The sequence below is a fragment of the Micromonospora radicis genome, assembly GCF_003583405.1.
Classification (GTDB): Bacteria; Actinomycetota; Actinomycetes; order Mycobacteriales; family Micromonosporaceae; genus Micromonospora; species Micromonospora radicis.
Map to the genome: position 1 here is coordinate 94,683 of NZ_QXEC01000019.1, position 21,060 is coordinate 115,742.

16 protein-coding genes, 1 tRNA gene and 2 pseudogenes are annotated in these 21,060 nt (G+C 74.0%); 12 read left to right on the top strand and 7 right to left on the bottom strand.

Annotated features, from left to right (window positions below; translation table 11 throughout):
* The first annotated feature begins 151 nt into the window (after positions 1 to 151).
* Positions 152 to 1,663: a PQQ-dependent sugar dehydrogenase gene (locus tag D2L64_RS19400; RefSeq protein ID WP_199714625.1), complete on the top strand. Its 1,512-nt coding sequence runs from the start codon at positions 152 to 154 to the stop codon at positions 1,661 to 1,663.
* Positions 1,664 to 2,006: 343 nt separating this feature from the next.
* Here the strand turns inward: D2L64_RS19400 and D2L64_RS19405 are convergent.
* From D2L64_RS19405 to D2L64_RS19420, 4 genes and pseudogenes are all read right to left on the bottom strand, one after another.
* Positions 2,007 to 2,079 (bottom strand) — tRNA-Arg (locus D2L64_RS19405).
* A 210-nt stretch (positions 2,080 to 2,289) separates the two neighbouring features.
* Positions 2,290 to 3,315, bottom strand: a pseudogene (locus D2L64_RS19410) (alpha/beta hydrolase); the annotation flags it as partial.
* Between the two features lie 77 nt (positions 3,316 to 3,392).
* The gene (locus D2L64_RS19415) at positions 3,393 to 3,599 is read right to left on the bottom strand and encodes a hypothetical protein (protein WP_147376264.1); all 207 of its coding nucleotides are present in this window, start codon (positions 3,597 to 3,599) and stop codon (positions 3,393 to 3,395) included.
* A 5-nt stretch (positions 3,600 to 3,604) separates the two neighbouring features.
* A complete protein-coding gene (locus D2L64_RS19420; protein ID WP_119578560.1) occupies positions 3,605 to 4,012 on the bottom strand; it encodes an HPF/RaiA family ribosome-associated protein in 408 nt (135 codons plus the stop codon).
* Positions 4,013 to 4,348: 336 nt separating this feature from the next.
* Between D2L64_RS19420 and ssb the strand changes: the two genes are divergently transcribed.
* From ssb to D2L64_RS19435, 3 genes are all read left to right on the top strand, one after another.
* Positions 4,349 to 5,152 carry a single-stranded DNA-binding protein gene (gene ssb, locus D2L64_RS19425; RefSeq protein WP_119578562.1) on the top strand — a complete coding sequence of 268 codons (804 nt, stop codon included), beginning with the start codon at positions 4,349 to 4,351 and terminating at the stop codon, positions 5,150 to 5,152.
* 98 nt (positions 5,153 to 5,250) lie between these two features.
* Entirely contained in the window at positions 5,251 to 6,342 is a 1,092-nt protein-coding gene (locus tag D2L64_RS19430) for a cobalamin biosynthesis protein (RefSeq protein ID WP_119578614.1), read from the top strand.
* A 13-nt stretch (positions 6,343 to 6,355) separates the two neighbouring features.
* Complete coding sequence (locus D2L64_RS19435; RefSeq protein ID WP_119578564.1) at positions 6,356 to 7,897, top strand: cobyric acid synthase; 1,542 nt, start codon at positions 6,356 to 6,358, stop codon at positions 7,895 to 7,897.
* Positions 7,898 to 7,919: 22 nt separating this feature from the next.
* Here the strand turns inward: D2L64_RS19435 and D2L64_RS19440 are convergent, their stop codons facing one another.
* Positions 7,920 to 8,321, bottom strand: a complete 402-nt coding sequence (locus D2L64_RS19440) for a rhodanese-like domain-containing protein (protein WP_119578566.1) — start codon at positions 8,319 to 8,321, stop codon at positions 7,920 to 7,922.
* Positions 8,322 to 8,327: 6 nt separating this feature from the next.
* On the opposite strand from D2L64_RS19440, the pseudogene D2L64_RS19445 reads away from it, so the two are divergent.
* The 4 genes and pseudogenes from D2L64_RS19445 to D2L64_RS19460 all read left to right on the top strand — a co-directional run.
* Positions 8,328 to 9,106 (top strand): annotated as a pseudogene (locus D2L64_RS19445) (uridine kinase family protein); the annotation flags it as partial.
* A complete protein-coding gene (locus D2L64_RS19450; protein ID WP_199714638.1) occupies positions 9,099 to 10,445 on the top strand; it encodes a dipeptidase in 1,347 nt (448 codons plus the stop codon). The pseudogene D2L64_RS19445 and the gene D2L64_RS19450, both read left to right, overlap by 8 nt.
* Before the next feature lie 70 nt (positions 10,446 to 10,515).
* Entirely contained in the window at positions 10,516 to 10,722 is a 207-nt protein-coding gene (locus tag D2L64_RS19455; RefSeq protein ID WP_119578570.1) for a hypothetical protein, read from the top strand.
* Positions 10,723 to 10,777: 55 nt separating this feature from the next.
* Positions 10,778 to 12,376, top strand: coding sequence for an ATP-dependent DNA ligase (locus tag D2L64_RS19460; protein WP_119578572.1), 1,599 nt, complete (start codon positions 10,778 to 10,780; stop codon positions 12,374 to 12,376).
* Positions 12,377 to 12,410: 34 nt separating this feature from the next.
* On the opposite strand, the gene D2L64_RS19465 is transcribed toward D2L64_RS19460, so the two are convergent.
* Complete coding sequence (locus tag D2L64_RS19465) at positions 12,411 to 13,220, bottom strand: SURF1 family cytochrome oxidase biogenesis protein (RefSeq protein WP_119578574.1); 810 nt, start codon at positions 13,218 to 13,220, stop codon at positions 12,411 to 12,413.
* A gap of 247 nt (positions 13,221 to 13,467) precedes the next feature.
* On the opposite strand from D2L64_RS19465, the gene D2L64_RS19470 reads away from it, so the two are divergent.
* Positions 13,468 to 14,982, top strand: a complete 1,515-nt coding sequence (locus tag D2L64_RS19470; protein ID WP_119578618.1) for a cobyrinate a,c-diamide synthase — start codon at positions 13,468 to 13,470, stop codon at positions 14,980 to 14,982.
* A gap of 82 nt (positions 14,983 to 15,064) precedes the next feature.
* Here the strand turns inward: D2L64_RS19470 and D2L64_RS19475 are convergent, their stop codons facing one another.
* Positions 15,065 to 17,197 (bottom strand): transglycosylase domain-containing protein, encoded by a 2,133-nt coding sequence (locus D2L64_RS19475; RefSeq protein ID WP_119578620.1) that lies wholly within the window; start codon positions 17,195 to 17,197, stop codon positions 15,065 to 15,067.
* A 121-nt stretch (positions 17,198 to 17,318) separates the two neighbouring features.
* Between D2L64_RS19475 and cobC the strand changes: the two genes are divergently transcribed.
* From cobC to cobA, 3 genes are read left to right on the top strand one after another with little or no spacing between them, the layout of a single operon-like run.
* A complete protein-coding gene (cobC, locus tag D2L64_RS19480; protein WP_119578576.1) occupies positions 17,319 to 18,425 on the top strand; it encodes an Rv2231c family pyridoxal phosphate-dependent protein CobC in 1,107 nt (368 codons plus the stop codon).
* A complete protein-coding gene (cobT, locus tag D2L64_RS19485) occupies positions 18,425 to 19,546 on the top strand; it encodes a nicotinate-nucleotide--dimethylbenzimidazole phosphoribosyltransferase (RefSeq protein WP_119578578.1) in 1,122 nt (373 codons plus the stop codon). Before cobC ends, cobT begins: the two co-directional genes overlap by 1 nt.
* Positions 19,543 to 20,769 carry a uroporphyrinogen-III C-methyltransferase gene (gene cobA / locus D2L64_RS19490; protein WP_119578580.1) on the top strand — a complete coding sequence of 409 codons (1,227 nt, stop codon included), beginning with the start codon at positions 19,543 to 19,545 and terminating at the stop codon, positions 20,767 to 20,769. The genes cobT and cobA overlap by 4 nt, the downstream gene beginning before the upstream one ends.
* The last annotated feature ends 291 nt before the right edge of the window (positions 20,770 to 21,060 follow it).

Below are 21,060 nucleotides of genomic sequence, written 5' to 3' on the forward strand. Positions count from 1 at the left end.
GTGCGACTCGGACGGATCGCCGCTACCGACAGGGGTCGCCGCCTCCCGCTCGTGGTGGTCGACCTGGGCCGCCCAGTGGTTCCCGCCGGTCGCAAGTGGGCCGGGAATGCCGTAACATAGATCGATCGATGTCGATTTAATGGGAGGTGGCATGAGGATCCGACTCGCGATCGGAGTCGCACTCACCGCCGGTCTGGTCGCCGGCAGCGTCGGCCTCGGCGGACTCGCCGGTGCGGTGCCGAACGCCGAACGCCAGCCCGGTGGTGCCGGGAACGCGGCACCCGGACCGCTGGCCGTGGGCGACTTCGACTTCACCCGGCCGGAGACCGTCGCCACCGGGCTCCAGGTCCCGTGGGGGATGGACTTCCTGCCCGACGGCAGCGCCCTGGTGGCCCAACGGCCCACCGGTCAGGTCGTCCGGGTCCGCCCGGGACAGCAGCCCGAAACGGTCGCCCAGATCTCCGGCGTGACCCCCACCAGCGAAGGTGGTCTGCTCGGCCTCGCCGTCTCACCGAGCTACGCCCAGGACGGCTGGATCTACGTCTACTTCACCACCGCGACCGACAACCGCATCGCCCGGTTCCGGCTCACCGCCCCGCAGACCCAGCAACCGATCCTCACCGGGCTGACCCGAGCGGCCATCCACAACGGAGGCCGGATCGCCTTCGGCCCAGACGGGCTGCTCTACGTCGGCGTCGGCGACGCCGGACAGACCGCCACGGCACAGGATCCGCAGAGCCGCAGCGGCAAGATCCTGCGGATCCGGCCGGACGGCACCGTGCCACCGGACAACCCGATCGCGGGCTCACCGGTCTACAGCCTCGGCCACCGACACGTGCAGGGGTTGGCCTGGGACGCCCAGGGCCGACTATATGCCACCGAGTTCGGACAGAACACCTGGGACGAGGTCAACCTGATCGTCGCAGGCGGCAACTACGGCTGGCCCACCGTGGAGGGACGCGCCGGTGACCCCCGCTTCCGCGATCCGCTGCTCACCTGGACCCCCGCCGAGGCATCACCGAGCGGCGCCACCATCGCCGGCGACCGACTCTTCGTGGCCAGCCTGCGCGGCAACCGACTGTGGAACGTGCCGCTGACCGGCACCGGGGCGGTGGGCACCCCGACCGCCGAACTCGTCGGCGCGTACGGCCGGCTGCGCACCGTGGAGTACGGCCCGGACGGCTGGCTCTGGGTAGCCACCAGCAACCGCGACGGTCGGGGCACGCCCGCCGCCGCCGACGACCGCATCCTGCGCTTCCCGCCCCGCGACGCCAACACGCCGCCTCCCACCACGCCGCCTCCCACCAGCCCGCCTCCCACCAGCCCGCCGCCCACCGCTGGCCCGGCGGCCTGCACGGTGAACTGGACGGCCAACCAGTGGAACACCGGCTTCACCGCCGAGGTGGGCGTCACCAATGGCGGTGCCCCGTTGAACGGCTGGACCCTGACCTGGTCGTTCGGCGGTAACCAGCAGGTCACCGGCGGCTGGAACGCACAGGTCACTCAGTCCGGGCGGACCGTGACCGCGCGCAACGCCGCCTGGAACGCCGCCCTACCGACCAACGGCACGGCCAGCTTCGGCTTCCAGGCCACCTACTCCGGCACCAACAACCGCCCCACCGACTTCCGCCTCAACAACATCCCCTGCCAAACCGCCGTCTGACCCGCGACCCGCCCCCAATCCTGGCCGGTTCCCGTTCGATGAAAGCTGTTCGATGAAAGCGGGAACCGGCCAAGCTCGACGCGCTGCGGCACCCGGTAGGCCGGGCAGCGGCCGTGACCCCGGTCGAGTCGCGGGGTGGGAGTTCGGCACCGTGAGTGATGTGTCCGAGGTCTGTTGTCTCCAGGACGGTGATTTCATGCTGAAATAAAAATTTCAGCATGAAATCACGCCAAACCGAGGACCTGTCTCCGGCACGGCTCACGAGGATCCAGCAGGCGATCGTCGAGCGTGGCAGGCAGCACGAACAGCCCTACCGAGGCAGCCAGGAGAGGGAAAGTGGATGTGCGCCCGGCAGGATTCGAACCTGCGGCCTTGGGATTAGAAGTCCCCTGCTCTATCCGCTGAGCTACGGGCGCAACGTGGTATCGCGCGAGAAGGGTACCGCCGCCCGGGCCTCGCGCGACGGAATGGGTGGCCGGGTCAGCGTCGCACGCGGCGTCGATGTCGTGCACCCGGTTACTCGGGGCTGTCGGCCGTGTTCAGGCGGTCGCGTCGGCCGCCTCGGGGTTGGCCGCCGGTGCGCCGTGAGCCGGGCGGCGGGCGGCGGGTACGGCCAGGTTGGTGGGTGCGGCCGGGTTGGTGGGTGCGGCCGGGTTGGTGGGTGCGGCCGGGTTGGTGGGTGCGGCCGGGTCGGTGGGGGTCGGTCCGGCGCCGAGGAAGGCGTCCGCCCAGCGCCCCACCTCGGTGAAGACCCTCTCCCGTACGCCGGGGCCGGAGAGCGTCAGATCGTGCAGGCCGCCGTCGAAGCGGGTCACCGTGACGTGCTGACCGAGGCGGGGCGCCCAGCGGACCATGTGCTCCACGTCGAGTACGGCGTCGGCGAGGGCCGCCGATTCGTGCCATCGGGTGCCCCGGAAAGACCGGGTTGAGCAGGCGAGCAGCACCGGCACCGGGATGTCCAGCCCGGCCCGCAGCCGCCGCTGGCCGGTGCGGACGGCGTCCAGCCAGCCGGCCCGTACCGGGAAGCCGGCGAGCGGTTTCCAGGCCAGGTCGTACGTCCATTCGCCGCGATGGTCGGCGTGGATGCTCTCGCCGTACACCGTGCCCAGCCCGAACGGCAGGACGCGGTGCGGCGCCCGACGGCCCAGGCGCGCGACGGCGGCCGCGAGGGGTCGTCGGACGAACCAGGGGGCGTTGAGGTCGAAGAAGGGGCTGTTGAGGAAGATGCCGTCGACCAGGCCGGCGTCGCGCCGGGCGTGTGCCCAGAGCGAGACGATCAGGCCGCCGGTTGAGTGCCCCATGGCCAGCAGCGTGTCGTGTCCGTCCTCGGCGCGGACGAGCTGCGCGGCGGCGTCCAACTCGGGAAAGTAGTCACCGAGGTCGCGGCAGAAGTTGGGGGTCTGGTGCGGCAGCAGGCTCCGGCCGTACTTGCGTAGATCCAGCGCGTAGAAGTCCCAGCCGCGGGCGGCGAAGAAGTCGGCCAGATGGGTCTGGAAGAAGTAGTCGACGAAGCCGTGCACGTACAGCACGGCCCGCCGGCTCGGGCGTTCGGCCCGGCGGCGGACCAGGGTGGCCACCACCTGGCCCTCGTCGTCGCTGCCCAGGTCGATGGTGTGCCGCTCGTACGGCGAGCCCAGCAGGTCCGGTTCCACGTCGCCGACGGTACGCCGCCAAGCTACCGCAGGGTAGCCCCCGCCTGACTGAGGGACGGGGGCCACCGCGCGGCAGGTCAGTCGCCGTGGGCGTCGCGGTCGGTCGGCTCGTGCGAGGTCGCGGCCCGGCCTCGATCCGGACCGTACGGGGAGATCTGGTCGACCGGTACCGTGCGGTGCTCCTGCTTGGTCGAGGAGCCGCCACCCGGGACCGGACCGTCGCTGTCCTGGACCAGCCGGGTCTCGCCGCTGCGACGCATCTCCGGTTGCTGCACGTTCGGCATGCCGATCACCTCTCGTCGGTCGTGGCGGCGGCCAGCTCCTCGACCGAGGCCGACTCGCCGGGCGGGGTGGTGACCCGCAGGTGCTTGTTGTTGCGCGGCTCCTGGCGGGTCTTCGAGTCGTTGAGCTTGCGGCGCATGTCGTCCCGGGCGTCGTGGAGCGCCGCGCGTAGGTCCTCCTCTGCCGAGGTGGTGACGATCTTCTGCCGACCGGCGATCCAGCACTCCAGGGTGACGCGTTGACCGCGCGACTCCCGGTCCTTCACCGACAGTTCGAGTTCGGTGGAGTCGGCGTCGAAGGTCGCCAGGCGGGCGTCGAGGGTGGCGAACTGGGCCACGATCCAGTCCCAGTCGGCCTGCGCGAAGCCGGCACCGAGTCGCAGACACTTCGCCACGGTGGCCGGGTTCTCGCTCATCGCCGCACCTGACCGGGGACGCGGGCGGAACAAGCGATGCTCATCATCATGATCGCTGACCTTTCGTTCGACGTCACAGGTGCGGTTGACGAATCCGTACCCAGGTGGGCCGGCCCGGAACCTGACGGTTTCCTGTGCGTACCGATCGTCCGACGGCGGGCGTGGCGGGGGCAGGGCCGGTCGGCCTAGCACACCGGGACCTTGATCAGGCGTTCGTCCACAGGCCGTCCGGTTGTCCACAGGTACGGCCGACGGGGCGGCCCGAGCCGGCCGACGGAGCGGAGGCTGGGCGGCGAGTCGGCTCAGGTAGCTGCCCGGATTCCCACTGGAGGAACGATGTTCGATACCTACGTGACGATTGTCGGCAACGTGCTGACCGCGCCGGAGTGGCGGCGCACCACGCAGAGCAACACCCTGGTGGCCAACTTCAAGGTCGCCTCGACCGCCCGGCGGCTCGACCGGGACAGCGGCCGCTGGGTGGACGGGAACAGCCTGCGGGTGCGCGTGAACTGCTGGCGCAAGCTCGCCGAGGGGGTGGCCGCCTCGGTGATGGTCGGTGACCCGGTGGTGGTCTGCGGGCGCCTCTACACCCGGGACTGGACCGACGACGCCGGCAACCACCGCACCCTCTACGAACTGGAGGCGGTCGCGGTCGGCCACGACCTGTCCCGGGGCCGCGGCCGGTTCCTGCGCAACCGGCCGAGCATGAGCACCAGCGCCGTCTCCGACCCCGAGGCCGAGCAGCGGGTGCACGGCGAGCCGACCGAGGCGGTGCCGGACGACGAGGCGCCCGCCCGGCCCGACCACGGTGGGCTCGACGACGACTTCGAGTTGCCCGGCTTCGCCCCGGCGCGGGGTGGCCTGGGGTCGGACCTGCTCCCACCGGACCCGTTCGACGACGGCACCGACCCGGGCTCGGATGAGCTTGCCCCGGTGCGGGACGAGTTCGACGCCCTCGACGCGGCGGCGTCGGCGCCCGGCGAGGAGCCGTCGAGTCTGCCAGATGAGCCGTCGGGGCCGGATGGGTCGTCGGGGCTGTCGGGTGAGTCGTCGGGGCGTCCGGAGGTATCGGGGGCGGGCGCCGGGGCGACCGGACCGGGCCGTCGGCGGGGTCGCCCGCGGCTGCCCCAGCCGGCCTGACCGGCCGTGACACGTACCGCACCACACCACCACCGGCCTCGGCCGGCGCGCCGGTCGAGGTGCCGGGCTCCGCTAGGCTGCCGGCCGGAGGTGGTGTGGTGCGGTACGCGGGTGCGGCAGCGAACGCGGCGGGACTCGTCGCCGGGTACGCGCTGGACGTGTGGCTCGGCGATCCGCGCCGTGGGCACCCGGTCGCCGGCTTCGGCCGGGCCGCCACCGCCCTGGAACGCCGCCTCTACCGACCCGACCGGCTGGCCGGAGCCGCCTTCACCACGCTCGCCGTCGGCGGGCCGGTGCTGGTCGGGGCCGCCGCCGCGTTCGGTACCCGGCGTCGGCCGCTGGCCCGCGCGGCGCTGGTCGCCGCCGGCACCTGGGCGGTGCTCGGCGGACGCAGCCTGCGCCACGAGGCGAAGGTGATGGGTGCGACGCTGCGTGCCGGTGACCTACCGGCCGCCCGCCAGCGGCTCGGGCACCTCTGCGGACGCGACCCGTCGACGCTGGACGAGACCGAGTTGGCCCGGGCGACGGTGGAGTCGGTCGCGGAGAACACCTCGGACGCGGTGGTCGCCCCGCTGTTCTGGGGTGCGGTCGCCGGGCTGCCCGGGCTGCTGGGCTACCGCGCGGTGAACACCCTCGACGCGATGGTGGGCCACCGGTCGGCCCGCTACGCCCGGTTCGGCACCCCGGCCGCCCGCCTCGACGACCTGCTCAACCTGGTACCGGCGCGGCTGACCGGCCTGTTGACCGTCGCCGTCGCTCCGGTCGGTCGCGGCGACCGGGCCCGGGCCTGGCGGGTGTGGCGGCGCGACCGGGCCGACCATCCCAGCCCCAACGCCGGGCAGTGCGAGGCGGCGATGGCCGGGGCGCTCGGGGTGCGGCTCGGTGGGCACAACGTCTACTTCGGCCGCTCGGAGGTACGCCCGTTCCTCGGCGATGGGCCCCGCCCCGAGGCGCGCCACCTCGGCCGGGCCGCCAAGATCTCCGGTGCCGTCGGGCTGGCGGCGCTCGGGCTCGCGGCGCTTCACCCGCTGACCGTCGGCCGGCTGGCCGGCGCCGTCGCCCGTCGGGCCACCCGGGCCGCCGTCGCCCGTCGGGCCACCCGGACGATCCCGGCCCGGAGCGTCACCGGACCGGTCGTGGTCGCGGGTACCACCCGGCCGAACGCCCGGCCCACCGGCGGGCGCGAATGATCGGCGACCGGCGATGACCGGTGGTCTGCTGGTCGCCGGCACCACCTCGGACGCCGGCAAGAGCGTGCTCACCGCCGGCATCTGCCGCTGGCTGCACCGTCAGGGCGTGAAGGTGGCGCCGTTCAAGGCGCAGAACATGTCCAACAACTCCGCCGTCGTCGTCGGCGCCGACGGCCGGGGTGGCGAGATCGGCCGCGCCCAGGCGATGCAGGCGGCGGCCTGCGGACTCGCCCCGGAGCTGCGGTTCAACCCGGTGCTGCTCAAGCCGGGCAGCGACCTGAGCAGTCAGGTGGTGTTGCTGGGCGAGGCGGTCGACACGATGACCGCCGACACGTTCCGGTCGTTGCGGCCCCGGCTGGCCGAGACTGCCTACGCCGCGTTGGCGGAGCTGCGTGCCGCGTACGACGTGGTGATCTGTGAAGGCGCCGGCAGCCCCGCGGAGATCAACCTGCGCGACGGCGACTACGTGAACATGGGCCTGGCCCGGCACGCCGGGCTGCCGACGATCGTGGTCGGTGACATCGACCGGGGCGGCGTGTTCGCCGCCATGTTCGGCACCCTGGCCCTGCTCGACCCCGCCGACCAGGCGCTGATCGCCGGCTTCGTGGTGAACAAGTTCCGCGGTGACCGCCGGCTGCTCGATCCGGGGTTGGCGGCGTTGCACCAGCTCACCGGCCGCCAGACGTACGGCGTGCTGCCCTGGGCGCTGGACCTGTGGCTGGACGCCGAGGACTCGCTGGCGTACGGCCGGGTGCTCGGCCGACCCGCCGCCCCGCACGGCACCGAGTGGCTCGACGTGGCGGTGGTCCGGCTGCCCCGGATCAGCAACGCCACCGACGTGGAGGCGCTCGCCACCGAACCGGGGGTGCGGGTGCGGCTGACCGTCGAACCCGCCGAGTTGGCCGCCGCCGACCTGATCGTGCTGCCCGGTTCCAAGTCGACCGTGGCCGACCTGGCCTGGCTGCGGGAGACCGGCCTGGCCGACGCGATCACCAGCCATGTGGCGCGGGGCCGACCCCTGCTCGGCATCTGCGGCGGCTTCCAGATGCTGGCCCGCGCCGTCCACGACCCGGTGGAGAGCCGTCGCGGCACCGTACCCGGCCTCGGACTGCTCCCCGTGGAGATCACCTTCGCGGCGCGCAAGACCGTCCGGTCGGCGACCGGCACGGCCGAGGGTGACGTGCCGGTGCACGGCTACGAGATCCACCACGGGTACGTGTCGACCGCCGACCCGCGGCTGCCCCCGCTGCTGCGGTACCTCGACGGTGCCGCGGAGGGCGCGATGCACGGGGTGGTGCACGGCACCCACTGGCATGGCGCGTTCGAGTCCGACGAGTTCCGACGCCGGTTCCTCACCCGGACGGCCGCGCTGGCCGGGCGTACCGGCTTCCGGGTCGCGCCGGGCACGTCCTTCGCCGCCGCCCGTGAACGTACCCTCGACCTGCTCGGTGACCTGGTCGAGGAGCACCTCGACACGGCGGCGCTGTGGCGGCTGATCGAGTCCGGTCCGCCGGTCGGCCTGCCGTTCGTCCCACCCGGCGTCGCACCGGGTTGACCGGTACGCCCGGCGCCGGGGTTCAGCGGCGGACGTCCGCCGGCTGGTCGGTGAAGGGCAGTCCCGCCGACCGCCACGCCTCCACCCCGCCGATCATGTCGGTGGCCCGGTGCAGCCCGAGGGCGCGCAGGCTCGCCGCGGCGAGGCTGGAACTGTAGCCCTGGCGGCACACCACGACGACCTCGATGTCGTACCCGGTGGCCTCGGGGATGCGCCAGTCGCTGGCCGGGTCGAGCCGCCACTCCAGCACCGTGCGGTCGATCACGATCACGCCGGGCAGTTCGCCCTGCTCCCGTCGCTGCACGTCGGTGCGGGTGTCGATGACCAGCGCACCCCGGGTGGCGGCCTGCACCGTCTCCTGTGGGGTCAACCGGGTCATGCCCGCACGGGCTTGTTCCAGCAACGCCTCGACGCCGGGACTCATCACGGAATGGGACACGGCCCGATCATGCCGCCCGGGCCGGGTGCCCACGGCCGGAAGCGGTGCGGGACAACCCGATCGGTAACGTGGGTGTCCGTGGTGGCGGTCTTCGAGGCGTACGCCGAGCTGGCGCGCCGGGTGCTGAGCCGGCCGGCCCGGCTGGGGCGTACCCGCCTGGTGGCGGTCGACGGCCCGAGCGGCGCCGGCAAGACCGCCTTCGCCGCGCGGCTGGCCGACGCCTTCGTCACTGTGGGTGCCGGTCGTCCGCCGGTGGTGCACACCGACGACCTGCTCGACGGTTGGGATGACCAGTTCACCTTCTGGACCCGTCTGGAGTCCTCGGTGCTGGCCCCGGTACGCGCCGGCCGGGCCGGCGCCTACCACCGCTACAGCTGGGTGCGACGTCGCTTCCTGCCCGCCCCGGTGCCGGTGCCGGTGTCGCCGGTGCTGATCGTGGAGGGGGTCAGCACCGCGCGCGCCGCGGCCGGACCCGACCTGACCCTGGCGGTCTTCGTCACCGCCCCGCCGCCGCTGCGGCTGACCCGGGCGGTGGCCCGCGACGGCCCGGCGATCCTGCCCGCGCTGCGCCGCTGGCACGCCGCCGAGGCGGAACACTTCACCGCCGACGGCACCGCCGCCCGGGTCGACCTGGTGGTGGACGGGGCGCCGACGCTGCCGCACGACCCCGCGCACTACTACCTGCGCTCGTCCGGAGTCGGTGGTGCCGATGTCGGCCCTGGGTAAGGCCGGAATACGATGCCGGTCATGACCACACCGATCATGACCGAGGCCGAGCTGCGGGCCGCCGTCGAGCGGGAACTACCGGGCGTCCGGGCCGACCTGGAGCGCCTCGTCCGCATCCCCGGCATCGCCTTCGAGGGCTTCGACCACGCGCACGTGGAGCGCTCCGCCGAGGCGGTGGCCGAGCTGCTGCGGGGCTGTGGTCTCGACGTGGAGATCGTGCGCGCGGGCGGTCAGCCGGCGGTGATCGGCCGGAAGCCGGCGCCACCCGGCGCGCCCACGGTCATGCTCTACGCCCACCACGACGTGCAGCCGGTGGGCGACCGGTCGCTGTGGGAGTCCGACCCGTTCGAGCCCGTCGAGCGCGACGGGCGGCTGTACGGGCGGGGCGCCGCCGACGACAAGGCCGGCATCATGGCGCACGTCGCCGCGCTGCGTGCCTTCGGCGACCGGCTGCCGGTCGGCGTGGTGCTCTTCGTCGAGGGGGAGGAGGAGTACGGCTCCGACTCGCTGGAGCGGCTGCTCGTCGAACACCGAGACAAGATCGCCTCGGACGTGATCGTGATCGCCGACTCGGCCAACTGGGACGTCGGCGTACCGGCGCTGACCACGTCGCTGCGCGGCATCGTCAACTGCTTCGTGCGGGTGCGCACCCTGGAGCACGCGGTGCACAGCGGGATGTTCGGCGGTGCGGTGCCCGACGCGCTGACCACCCTGGTCCGGCTGCTCGCCACGTTGCACGACGACGCCGGGGACGTCGCGGTGGCGGGACTGGTCGGCCGGGAGGCGGCCAGCGTCGACTACCCGCAGGACCGGTTCCGCGCCGAGGCCGGGCTGGCCGAGGGGGTCCAGCTGATCGGTACCGGCCGGATCACCGACCGGCTCTGGACCAAGCCGGCGCTGGCCGTGCTCGGCATCGACGCCCCGGCCACCGGCGAGGCGCCGAACGCGCTGGTCCCGACCGCGAAGGCCAAGCTGAGCGTACGGCTGGCGCCGGGCGACGACCCGAAGCGGGCGTACGCGGCGCTGCGCGAGCACCTGGAGCGGTACGCGCCCTGGGGATCCCAGGTCGAGGTCACCTTCGAACACGACGGCGCCCCGTGCGTCATCGACGCGACCGGGCCGGTGTTCGACGCGGCCCGGTCGGCCTTCCGGGCCGCCTGGGACGGCACCGAGCCGGTGGACATCGGGGTCGGCGGTTCGATTCCGTTCATCGCCACCTTCCAGGAGATGTTCCCGCAGGCGGCGATCCTGGTGACCGGGGTGGAGGATCCGCACGCCCGGGCGCACGGGCCGAACGAGAGCCTGCACCTCGGCGAGTTCGCCCGGGTCTGCCTGGCCGAGGCGTTGTTGCTGGCCAGGGTGGCCGAGGTCGGTCGCGGATGAACCCGTAACTTCGCGCGAATGGTGGCCGTTTCCGGTGTGTCGGACGCGGGGCTGTTGTAGCCTCTCGAACATGCGTACGAACGAGGAGATGGCCCGCCTGGAGGCCGCCGTCAGCGCTCTGGGAGACATCGACGTCTCCGCGTGGCCCGAGGACACGCTCAAGGCACAGCTCGGTGAGCTGTCCGCCGCCCTGGTCGCCCTGGACACGTCGCTGTCCCGCATCGCCGAGGGCGTTCGCGCCCGCGGTCTGCGCGTCGAGGAACCGGTCCCGGCCTGACGCCGGCCATCCGCGTCCGGCGTGCGTTGTCGGAGGTGGCTGGCAGGATTGGGCCGTGCGATTCCTCGACCTGGCGGCCACCTCCGCGGCCGTCGGCGCCACCGGCGGCCGGCGGGCCAAGGTCGAGCTGCTCGCCGACGCGCTGCGCCGGCTCGAACCGGCCGAGGTCGCGGCGGGTGCCGGCTGGCTCGCCGGTGAGCTGCGCCAACGGCAGACCGGCGTCGGCTGGGCGAGCCTGCGTGAGTTGCCGCCACCGGCGAGCGAGCCGACCCTGACGGTCGGTGCCGTCGACGCGGCGATCGACGAGATCGCCGCGGTGGGCGGTGCCGGGTCGCAGGCCCGCCGCCGGGCCCTGGTGCACCGCCTCTACGCCGCCGCGACCGCCGACGAGCAGCACCTGCTGACCGGGCTCTTCCTCGGCGAGTTGCGGCACGGCGCCCAGGCGGGGCTGCTGGCCGACGCGATCGCCCGGGCCGCCGGGGTGCCGGTCGCCGCGGTCCGTCGGGCGTTGCTGCTCGCCGGTGACCTGCGGCAGGTGGCGGTGGCCGGGCTTGCCGGTGGGGCCGCCGCGCTGGCCGAGTTCGGGCTACGGGTCGGTCGACCGTTGGCGCCGATGCTGGCGCAGAGCGCGTCGACGGTCGACGAGGCGCTGGCCGCCACGGGCATCCCGGCGGTGGTCGACGTCAAGCTCGACGGCATCCGCATCCAGGTGCACCGCAGCGGAGCCGACGTCGCCGTGTTCACCCGCAGCCTGGACGACATCACCGCGCGGCTGCCCGCGGTGGTCGCCGCGGTGCGCGCCCTGCCGGCCCGCGAGTTGGTCCTCGACGGCGAGGCCATCGGGCTGGACGAGACCGGGCGTCCCCTGCCCTTCCAACAGACGTCCAGCGCCGCCGCCCGGCGCGGCGGGTCGAGCCGCGCCGGTCCGGCCGCTGCCGGCGTGCCCGCGCTCGCCCCGGCGGTACGCGCCGCCGCCGCTCGCCCCGGCGAGACGGTGCTCGCGCCGTACTTCTTCGACCTGCTGCACCTCGACGGGACGGATCTGATCGACCTGCCCGGACGGCAGCGGTGGGCGGCGCTCGGCGACACCGTCGACGCCGCCCTGCTGGTGGGGCGGATGGAGGCGGACGGGCCGGAGCGGGCCGGCGAGGCGTTCGCCGCCGCCCTCGACGCCGGCCAGGAGGGCGTGGTGGTCAAGGATCCCGACGCCCCGTACGACGCGGGTCGACGCGGCGCGGCCTGGGTGAAGGTGAAGCCCCGGCACACCCTCGACCTGGTGGTGCTCGCCGTGGAGTGGGGCAGCGGCCGGCGTACCGGTTGGCTCTCCAACCTGCACCTGGGGGCGCGTGACCCGGGTACCGGTGGTTTCGTGATGCTCGGCAAGACCTTCAAGGGGCTCACCGACGAGCTGCTGCGCTGGCAGACCGAACGCTTCCTCGGCCTCGCGGTGCAGCGCGGCGACCGGGTGGTGCGGGTCCGGCCCGAGCAGGTGGTCGAGATCGCGTTCGACGGGGTGCAGACCAGCTCGCGCTATCCCGGTGGGGTGGCGCTGCGCTTCGCGCGGGTGGTGCGCTACCGCGAGGACAAGTCCGCCGTCGAGGCCGACACCATCGACACCGTCCGCACCATCCACGCCGGTCGCCCGCCGGGCTAACCCGGTCTTCTCGGCCGGTGCGGGGCGGGCGCGGTCAGGCGGGGGAGGGGTCGGCGGCCCGGTCGCGGGGACGGTCGTCGGTCAGCCCGGCCCGGCGGCGGGCCTCCCGGCGGGCGACCCAGCCGTACCCGAACAGCGTCATCGCCCCGAAGATCCACCACTGGACCACGTAGCCCAGGTTCTGCCAGTTGTTGGTGTGGCCCACCGGCACCGCCTTGAACACCGGGTCGGCCGCCGGGGTCTGCTCGTCGAGCAGCACGTACGCCCCGTGCACCGGGTACGGCAGTTGCGGGGCGAGCTGGGGTAGGGCGACCCGGCGGCTCTCCAACCGGCCCTCGCGTCGGGACACCTTGGCGTCGCCACTCTCGCTGGCGTGCACCCGGCCCTCGACGGTCACCTCACCGGTCGGCGTCGCCGGCACGTCCGGCTGGGCCAGCGCGCCGCCGGGCGCCGGTGGAATCCAGCCCCGGTCCACCAGGACCGCCGTGCCGTCGGCCAGCACCAGCGGGGTGAGCACCTCGAAGCCGACCTTGCTCTCCACCGTGCGGCCCCGGACCAGGACGATGTTGTCGGTGTCGTACCGGCCGGTCACGGTGACCCGGGTGAAGGTCCGCTCCTCGGCCGGCGCCGGCCCGACCGTGCCGGCGCCACCGGTCGGGGTGGGCAGCGCCTCACGCAGCGGCACCGGGTCCATCCGCAGGCCGGCGTCGATCCGTTCGTTGACCGCGGTACGACCGTGGTAGCGGTCCAACTGCCAGTTGCCGAGCAGCACCATCACCATGGCGGCGAGCAGAGTCAGTGCGAAGATGCCCAGCCAGCGCGGCGTCAGCAGGAACCGGTACACGCCACGAGGCTACCCGGTCGACCGTCGCCACTGCCCCGCGGTGCGTCGGCGTCGGTGGCGGGTCGCCCCGCTCGCCGGGGGGCCGTCGGTGGCGCAGCGTACGCACGTCGGGGCGGTCCGCACCGGCGCGCCCGGGCCGGGCTGGAACGGGTACCGGGCGGTGCGTGCCGGTCGTTCGGTTCGGCTATCGTCACGCGGGCGGAGCGCGCCGACGGTCGGCACGCCGTCCGCTCGCGAGGAGTCGATGATGACCGTCGTGCCGCGTCTGGTGCTCAGCGCCCCCTCCTCCGGGCACGGCAAGAACGCGTTGGCGATCGGCCTGCTCGCCGCGTTCGCCGACCGGGGTCTCGACGTGGCCGGTTTCAAGGTCGGTCCGGACCAGGTCGACGCGGCGTACCTCGGCCTCGCCGCCGGCCGACCCGGGCGCAGCCTGGACCCGCGGCTGCTGGGCACCGAGCGGCTCGCCCCGCTGTTGCAGCACGGCGCGGCCGGCGCCGGCCTCGCCGTGGTGCAGGGCAGCATGGGCCTGTACGACAGCCTCACCGGTCGCTGCGAGACCGAGTCGACCGCCGCGGTGGCCACCGCGCTGCGCAGCCCGGTGGTGCTCGTGGTCGACGTGGCGGCGATGGGTCAGTCGGTGGCCGCGCTGGTGCACGGCTTCCGGGCGTACGACGAGCAGCTGTGGATCGGTGGGGTGATCCTCAACCGGGTCGCCTCCTCCCGGCACGAGGCGCTGCTGCGCGAGGCGCTCGACGACATCGGCGTGCCGGTGTACGGCGCGCTGCGGCGCCAGGACCTGCCGGCCGTGCTGCCGTCCCGGCGGCACGGGGTGGTGCCCGTGCTCGCCGGCTCCGCCGAGGCCACCCGCGCGGTCCGCCGGCTGGGTGAGGCGGTCACCGCCACCGTCGACCTGGAGCGGCTGCTCGGGCTGGCCCGTTCCGCACCGGCGTTGGACGTGGCGCCGTGGTCGCCGCAGCCGGTGGTGGGTGCCGACGGTGCCGGGCCGCTGCCGCCGGGTGCGGTCCGGCCGGTGGTCGCGGTGGCCGGTGGGCCGGGCGGCAGCTTCAGCCACGTCGAGACCATCGAGTTGCTGCGGGCCGCCGGTGCGGAGGTGGTGACGTTCGATCCGCTCGCCGACGAGGCGCTGCCGGCCGGCACCCGGGCGTTGGTGGTCGGCGGGGCGCTACCCGAGTCGTACGTCGAGCAGCTCTCCGCCAACCGGCGGCTCTGCATCGCCGTCGCCGAGCTGGCCCGGACCGGCCGCCCGGTGGTCGCCGAGGGCGCCGGCCTGCTCTGGCTGGCCCGGGAGGTGGACGGGCTGCCGATGTGTGGGGTGCTCGACGCCATCGGCAGCCTCCGGGACGGGCTGGTCGTCGGTTACCGGGAGGCGACCGCCGAGAGCGACAGTGTGGTCGCAGTCCGGGGCGAGGTGGTCACCGGGCACAAGGAGCACCGGGCGGTGCTCACTCCCCGGGGTGGGCCGCGCCCGGCCTGGAACTGGCCGGGCGGGGCACCCGAGGGCTTCGTCTGGCGCGGGGTGCACGCCTCGCAGTTGGTTCCGCACTGGGCCGCGTACCCACAGATCGCGGCGCGCCTGGTGGCGGCCGCGGCGGCCGGACCCGCCGCCGGGTCGGTCGCCACCGCGGGCGGGGTGGGAACGGTCTCGACCGGGCCGGGACCGGGGTCGGGCGTCCCGGTGGCGGCCGAGGGGCCGGCAGCCGACGTGCCGGTGGCCGGTCCGGCCGGCACCGGTCCCGCCTGAACGGGCCCGCCGGCCCGTCCGGTGTCAGCGGACGGACCGGCGGTTCGGCGACCTCGGGCCGGTGGCGGCGGTGCGCCGCCGGTCAGCCGACTATCCGGTCCGAGGGTGGGATGAAGTCCCGGACGGGTTTGCCCTTGAGGGCGTCGCGGAGGGTGTTCGAGACCGCGGCGATCGGGATCTGCGACTGGCCGTCGCCGACCGCGTTGAACGGGTTGTCGGGGTCGGAGATGAAGCTCGCCGCCGCGAGTTCCGGGGTGTAGCCGACGAACCAGGCCGACCGGGTGCTGTCCGTGGTACCGGTCTTGCCGGCCACCGGGCGGCCCACCGTGCCGCGTACGCTGTCCGCCGTCGACCAGCCACCGCAGCCGCCCTTGGCCGGGGTGTCGCCGGTGGGGCAGCGGGCGGCGTCGGTCGCGGCCCGGGCGGCGTCGGCGCTGACCACCTGGCGGCAGCGCGGCTTGGCGACCTCCCGTTCGATGCCGCCCGGGGTCTTGAAGGTCGCCGGGGTGCCGTCCCGGTTGTAGATCGCGGCGACCGGCATCGCCTCGCAGTACCGGCCGTCGGCGGCGATCGCGGCGTACGCGTTGGCCATCTCCAGCGGGGTGGCGTCGGAGACGCCCAGGGTGAACGCGCCCCACTTGTTGGCCTTCGCCGGTGAGGCGTGGTCCCGGTCCACGTCGGTACGCCAGCGCAGCCCCAGCTGCTCGGCGAGCCGGACGGCCTTCTCCGCCCCGACCTGCTCCTCCAACCAGACGAAGTAGGTGTTCACCGACTTGCCGAAGCCGGACCACATGGTCTGCATGCCGCTCATCGCGCCGCTGGCGTTGGAGGGCTGCCAGCCGTCGTAGATCTCCGACCGGTAGGAGTGCGGTGCGTTGAAGGTGGTGTTCAGCGTCATGCCGGCGTCCAGGGCGGCCAGCATCGGGAACATCTTGAACGTCGATCCGGCCTGGTAACCGGGCAGGTCGCCGCCGCCCATCAGGGGCGCCACCGTGTTCGGGTAGTTGGCCCGTACGTTCGGCCCGGCCTCCGGGTTGGAGCTGAGCGGGTTCTCGTTGACCTGTAGGGAGTAGGTCCGGTTGACCGCCATCGCCTTCACCCGTCCGGTGCCGGGCTCGGAGACCACGATCCCGTTGGCGAACGGGCTGCCGGTGTTGCCCTTGGTGCCGACGTTCTCCTCGGCCGCCGCCTGGATCTTCGGGTCCATGCTGAGCACGATCCGGTAGCCGCCCCGGCGCAGCTTGTCCAGCCGTTCCAGGCGGTTGTCGCCGAAGGCGGGTTGGGCGCTCCACCAGTTCTTCAGGTAGTCGCAGAGGAAGCCCCAGCTGTTCCACTTCTCCGGCACCGAGGCGCAGTCGTTCGGCGGGTAGGTCAACCGCAGCCGGATCGGCTCGGTCTTCGCCGCCGCGACCGAGTCCGGTGACAGATAGCCGAGCCGGGTCATGTTGTCCAGCACGTAGTTGCGTCGGGCGGTGGCCTCCTTCTGGTCCGAGCTGGCCGGGTCGTACTGGGAGGGGGACTTCACCAGGCCGGCGAGGGTGGCCGCCTCGACCGGGGTGAGTTCCTTCGGGGTCTTGGAGAAGAAGATCTCGCTGGCGGCGTAGATGCCGTACGCCCGGTGCCCGAAGTACGCCGAGTTGAGGTAGCGCTCCAGCACCTCCTCCTTGCTCAGCTCCTTCTCCAGGTCGACCGCCATCCGCATCTCCTTCACCTTGCGGATCGGGGTCTGCGCGGTGGCCTCCTGTACCTCCTTCGGGGTGGTGGCGCTGTCCCGCAGCGCCATCCGGACGTACTGCATGGTGAGCGTGGAGGCGCCCTGCGAGACGCCGCTGGACCGGGCGTTGGCCACGAAGGCGCGGGCGACGCCCTTCGGGTCCACACCGTGGTGCTGGTAGAAGCGGTTGTCCTCGGCGGCGACGATTGCCTGCTGCATGTTCGGCGAGATGTCCGACAGCTTGGTGTACTGCCGGTACTCCTCGAAGAACATGGTCAGCACGGTCTTGCCGTCGGGCGCGTACAGGTAGGAGGTCTCGGCGGGCAGGGCGGTGGCGAGCAGCCGGGTCTTGCTCTCCACGGCGTGCGCGGTGGCCTTGGCGCCGATGCCGGTCACGGCGACCACGGGGTACGCCACGGCGGCGACCACGATCCCGGCGATCAGTCCGGCACGCAGGAGAGGAACGAGACGACCAGCGGCAGCAAGGGGTTTGGTACTCACCATGTTAAGTTATGACATTTCCGATTCGTCCATGAGAAATACTCATGAAGTGATCGGTGGTGATGCGGGCCACCCCGCGGGCGACTGTCCCCCGCGCCGCCTTCCCGGCAGGATCGCGGTCATGCATGCTCCGCCGACCGTCGGCGCGTCGCCGGCCCCGGACCGGAGGCGCGCACCAGCCACCGAGCCGGACCTCACCCATCACGGTGACGCGGAGGTCGGCGCGGGGCTGGTCGACCTCGCCGTCAACGTGCGGCGCGCCCCGATGCCCGATTGGCTCGCCGAACCGATCACGGCGGCGCTGACCGACCTGGCGGCGTACCCGGATCCCGCGCCGGCCCGGGCCGCCGTCGCCGCCCGGCACGGCCGCCCACCGGGCGAGGTGCTGCTGACCGCCGGTGCCGCCGAAGGGTTCGTGCTGCTCGCCCAGGCGCTGCGCGGGGCCCACCGACCGGTGGTGGTGCACCCGCAGTTCACCGAGCCGGAGGCGGCGCTGCGGGCCGCCGGACACCCGGTGCAACGGGTGCTGCTCGACGCGGCCGACGACTTCCGGCTGCGCCCGGACCGGATACCCGCCGACGCCGACCTGGTCATGATCGGCAACCCGACCAACCCCACCTCGGTGCTGCACCCCGCCGCCGACCTGGCCGCCCTGGCCCGGCCGGGCCGGGTGCTGGTGGTCGACGAGGCGTTCGCCGACACCACCGCCACCCCCGGCGTACCCGGCGAACCCGAGTCACTGGCCGCCCGGCGGGACCTGCCCGGGCTGCTGGTCGTCCGCAGCCTCACCAAGACCTGGGGACTGGCCGGGCTGCGGATCGGCTACCTGCTCGGCGAGGCGGCGCTGCTGCGCCGGCTGGCCGCCGTGCAACCGCTCTGGGCGGTCTCCACGCCCGCCCTGGCCGCCGCGAAGGCGTGCGCCGGGCCCGAGGCGGTCCGGGCCGAGCGCGCCATCGCCGCGCAACTCACCGCCGACCGCGAACACCTGGTCGCCCGCCTGTCGGCCCTGCCCGGCGTACGCGTCGCCGGCAACCCGGCCAGCGCGTTCGTGCTGATCCACCGACCCGGTGCCGACCAGGTCCGGGCCACCCTGCGGGAACGCGGCTGGGCGGTCCGCCGGGGCGACACCTTCCCGGGGCTCGGCCCGGACTGGCTGCGGATCGCGGTGCGGGACCGGGCGTGCACCGATGCGTTCGTCGAGGTACTGGCGGAGATCCTGGAGGCATGATGCTGGAGACCACCATCGCGGCCGTCGGTCCGCTCGACGAGCCGGCGATGACCGCCGCCCGGCAGTTGCAGGCCCGGTTGACCAAGCCGGCCGGCTCGCTCGGCGCCCTGGAGGAACTGTCCGTACGCCTCGCCGGCCTGGCCGGTGCCTGCCCGCCGCCGCTGCCCACCCCGGCGGCCGTCGCCATCTTCGCCGGGGACCACGGCGTGCACGCCCAGCGGGTCACCCCCTGGCCGCAGGAGGTGACCGCCCAGATGGTCGCCAACTTCCTGGCCGGCGGCGCGGTGGTCAACGCGTTCGCCCGGCAGGCCGGCGCCACGGTCACCGTGGTCGACGTCGGCGTCGCCACCCCGCTGCCGGTCCCCGAGCCGACCGCCCCGGACGCCGCGACCGCCCCAGCCGAACCCGTCGACCACGCCGCGGCTGCCGTCGGCGTACCCCGGCTGGTCGCCGCCACCGTCCGGCCCGGCACCCGGGACATGACCGTCACCGCCGCGCTGACCCGCGAGGAGGCCGGCACGGCGATCGAGGTCGGCATCCGAACCGCCGGTGAACTGGTCGACGCCGGTGCCGGCATCCTGGTCACCGGGGACATGGGTATCGCCAACACCACCCCGGCCGCCGCCCTGATCGCCGCGTTCACCGGCGTCGACGCCGCCGAGGCGACCGGTCGGGGCACCGGCGTCGACGACCCGACCTACCAGCACAAGATCGAGGTGGTGGCGGCGGCCCTGCGCCGGCACAGCCCCGACCCGACGGACCCCCTGGGTGTGCTGGCGACCGTCGGCGGGCTGGAACACGCCGCGCTGACCGGGCTGATCCTCGGCGCCGCGGCCCGACGGGTACCGGTGCTGCTGGACGGGGTGATCGCGGTCTCCGCCGCGCTGGCCGCCGCGGCCTTCGCCCCCGCCGCGGTCGGCGCGATGATCGCCGGCCACCGCTCCGCTGAACCCGGCGCCACCGTCGCCCTGCGGCGGCTCGGCCTCACCCCGCTGATCGACCTCGGCCTGCGGCTCGGCGAGGGCACCGGCGCCCTGCTCGCCCTGCCCGTGGTCACCGGCGCGGTCCGGGTACTGCACGAGGTCGCCACCTTCGACTCCGCCGGGGTGGCCGAGAAGTGACCAATCCGTATCCCCTCGGTCTCCGCCTGGCCGGCCTGCGGGTCGTCGTGGTGGGCGGTGGGGCCGTCGCCACCCGCCGGGTGCCGGCCCTGCTCGACGCGGGAGCCGACGTGCTGCTGGTCGCCCCCGAGATCAGCCCGGCGCTACGCGCCCACGCCGACGCCGGCCGGCTGCGCTGGCTGCCGCGCCGGTTCGCCCCCGACGACCTGGACGGCGCCTGGCTGGTGCACGTCGCCGTCGACGACCCGGCCGCCGCGGCCACCGTGAGCGCCGCCGCGCAACAGCAGCGCGTCTTCTGTGTACGCGCCGACGACCGGGCGGCGGCGACCGCGTGGACCCCGGCGGTGACCCGGCACGGCCCGGTCACCGTGGGCGTCCTCGGCGGCGGTGACCCCCGCCGTGCGATGACCGTCCGGGACGCCATCCGCACCCTCCTGCACGCAAGGCAGGGCACCCTGTTGACGGATTCGGTAGCGCAGGGGGCCCCGGTTGACACCGCGACCGGCCGGGTCGCCCTGGTCGGCGCCGGGCCGGGTGACCCGGAGCTGATCACGTTGAAGGGTTGGCGGCTGCTCACCGAGGCCGACGTGGTGGTCGCCGACCGCCTGGTGCCGGGTCTGCTGCTGGACGAACTGCGCGCCGGGGTGGAACTCGTGGACGCCTCCAAGATCCCCTACGGCCCGTCCCGCACCCAGGACGAGATCAACCGGATCCTGGTCGACCGGGCCCTGGCCGGCGCCTTCGTGGTGCGGCTCAAGGGCGGCGACCCGTACGTCTTCGGCCGAGGCGGCGAGGAACTGCTCGCCTGCGCGGCTGCCGGCGTACCGGTGACCGTGGTGCCGGGCGTGACCAGCTCGATCGCCGCCCCCGCCGCGGCCGGCATCCCGGTCACCCACCGGTCGGTGGCGCACGAGTTCACCGTGGTCTCCGGACACGTCGCACCCGACTCCCCGGCCTCGCTGGTGCGCTGGGACGCGCTGGCCACCCTGCGCGGCACCCTGGTGATCCTGATGGGGCTGAAGAACCTGCCCGCGATCGCGGCCACCCTGCTGGCACACGGCCGACCGGCCGACACCCCGACGGCCGTGGTCCAGGAAGCCACCACCGGCGCGCAGCGGATCGTCCGCTCCACCCTCGGCGCGGTGGCGGCCGACGTGGCCGCCGCGCAGGTGCGCCCGCCGGCGGTCGTGGTGGTGGGTGACGTGGTCGGCGTGTTGGGCTGAGGCGGGTCTTGGGTCTTGGGTTTGCGGTCTGGGGTGGTTGGGTGGGGGTTGGGGGCGACCGTGCCCCGGCTTCGGGCGGTCAGGCTTGATCCCTGTGCCGGGCACGGTCGCCCCCAGCCCCGCCCGGGTCGGGCTCCGTCCGGTGGCCGCCCGGCACGGGGTGTGTTGGCGACGGTGGGTATGCCGATGGCCGGCACCCGGGTTCGGGTGCCGGCCATCGGTTTCTTGCTCCCCCTGGGGAGGAATGTCTCGGGCTGCTTGCGGGGCTGGGGGTCAGCTGTTCCAGTGCTC

Bases quoted from the DNA above. Each gene is read 5' to 3' on its own strand.
- D2L64_RS19400 (WP_199714625.1), top strand. From the start codon at position 152: ATGAGGATCCGACTCGCGATCGGAGTCGCACTCACCGCCGGTCTGGTC.
- D2L64_RS19415 (WP_147376264.1), bottom strand. From the start codon at position 3,599: ATGCCGAACGTGCAGCAACCGGAGATGCGTCGCAGCGGCGAGACCCGG.
- D2L64_RS19420 (WP_119578560.1), bottom strand. From the start codon at position 4,012: ATGAGCGAGAACCCGGCCACCGTGGCGAAGTGTCTGCGACTCGGTGCC.
- ssb (WP_119578562.1), top strand. From the start codon at position 4,349: ATGTTCGATACCTACGTGACGATTGTCGGCAACGTGCTGACCGCGCCG.
- D2L64_RS19435 (WP_119578564.1), top strand. From the start codon at position 6,356: ATGACCGGTGGTCTGCTGGTCGCCGGCACCACCTCGGACGCCGGCAAG.
- D2L64_RS19440 (WP_119578566.1), bottom strand. From the start codon at position 8,321: ATGAGTCCCGGCGTCGAGGCGTTGCTGGAACAAGCCCGTGCGGGCATG.
- D2L64_RS19450 (WP_199714638.1), top strand. From the start codon at position 9,099: ATGACCGAGGCCGAGCTGCGGGCCGCCGTCGAGCGGGAACTACCGGGC.
- D2L64_RS19455 (WP_119578570.1), top strand. From the start codon at position 10,516: ATGCGTACGAACGAGGAGATGGCCCGCCTGGAGGCCGCCGTCAGCGCT.
- D2L64_RS19470 (WP_119578618.1), top strand. From the start codon at position 13,468: ATGACCGTCGTGCCGCGTCTGGTGCTCAGCGCCCCCTCCTCCGGGCAC.
- cobC (WP_119578576.1), top strand. From the start codon at position 17,319: ATGCATGCTCCGCCGACCGTCGGCGCGTCGCCGGCCCCGGACCGGAGG.
- cobT (WP_119578578.1), top strand. From the start codon at position 18,425: ATGCTGGAGACCACCATCGCGGCCGTCGGTCCGCTCGACGAGCCGGCG.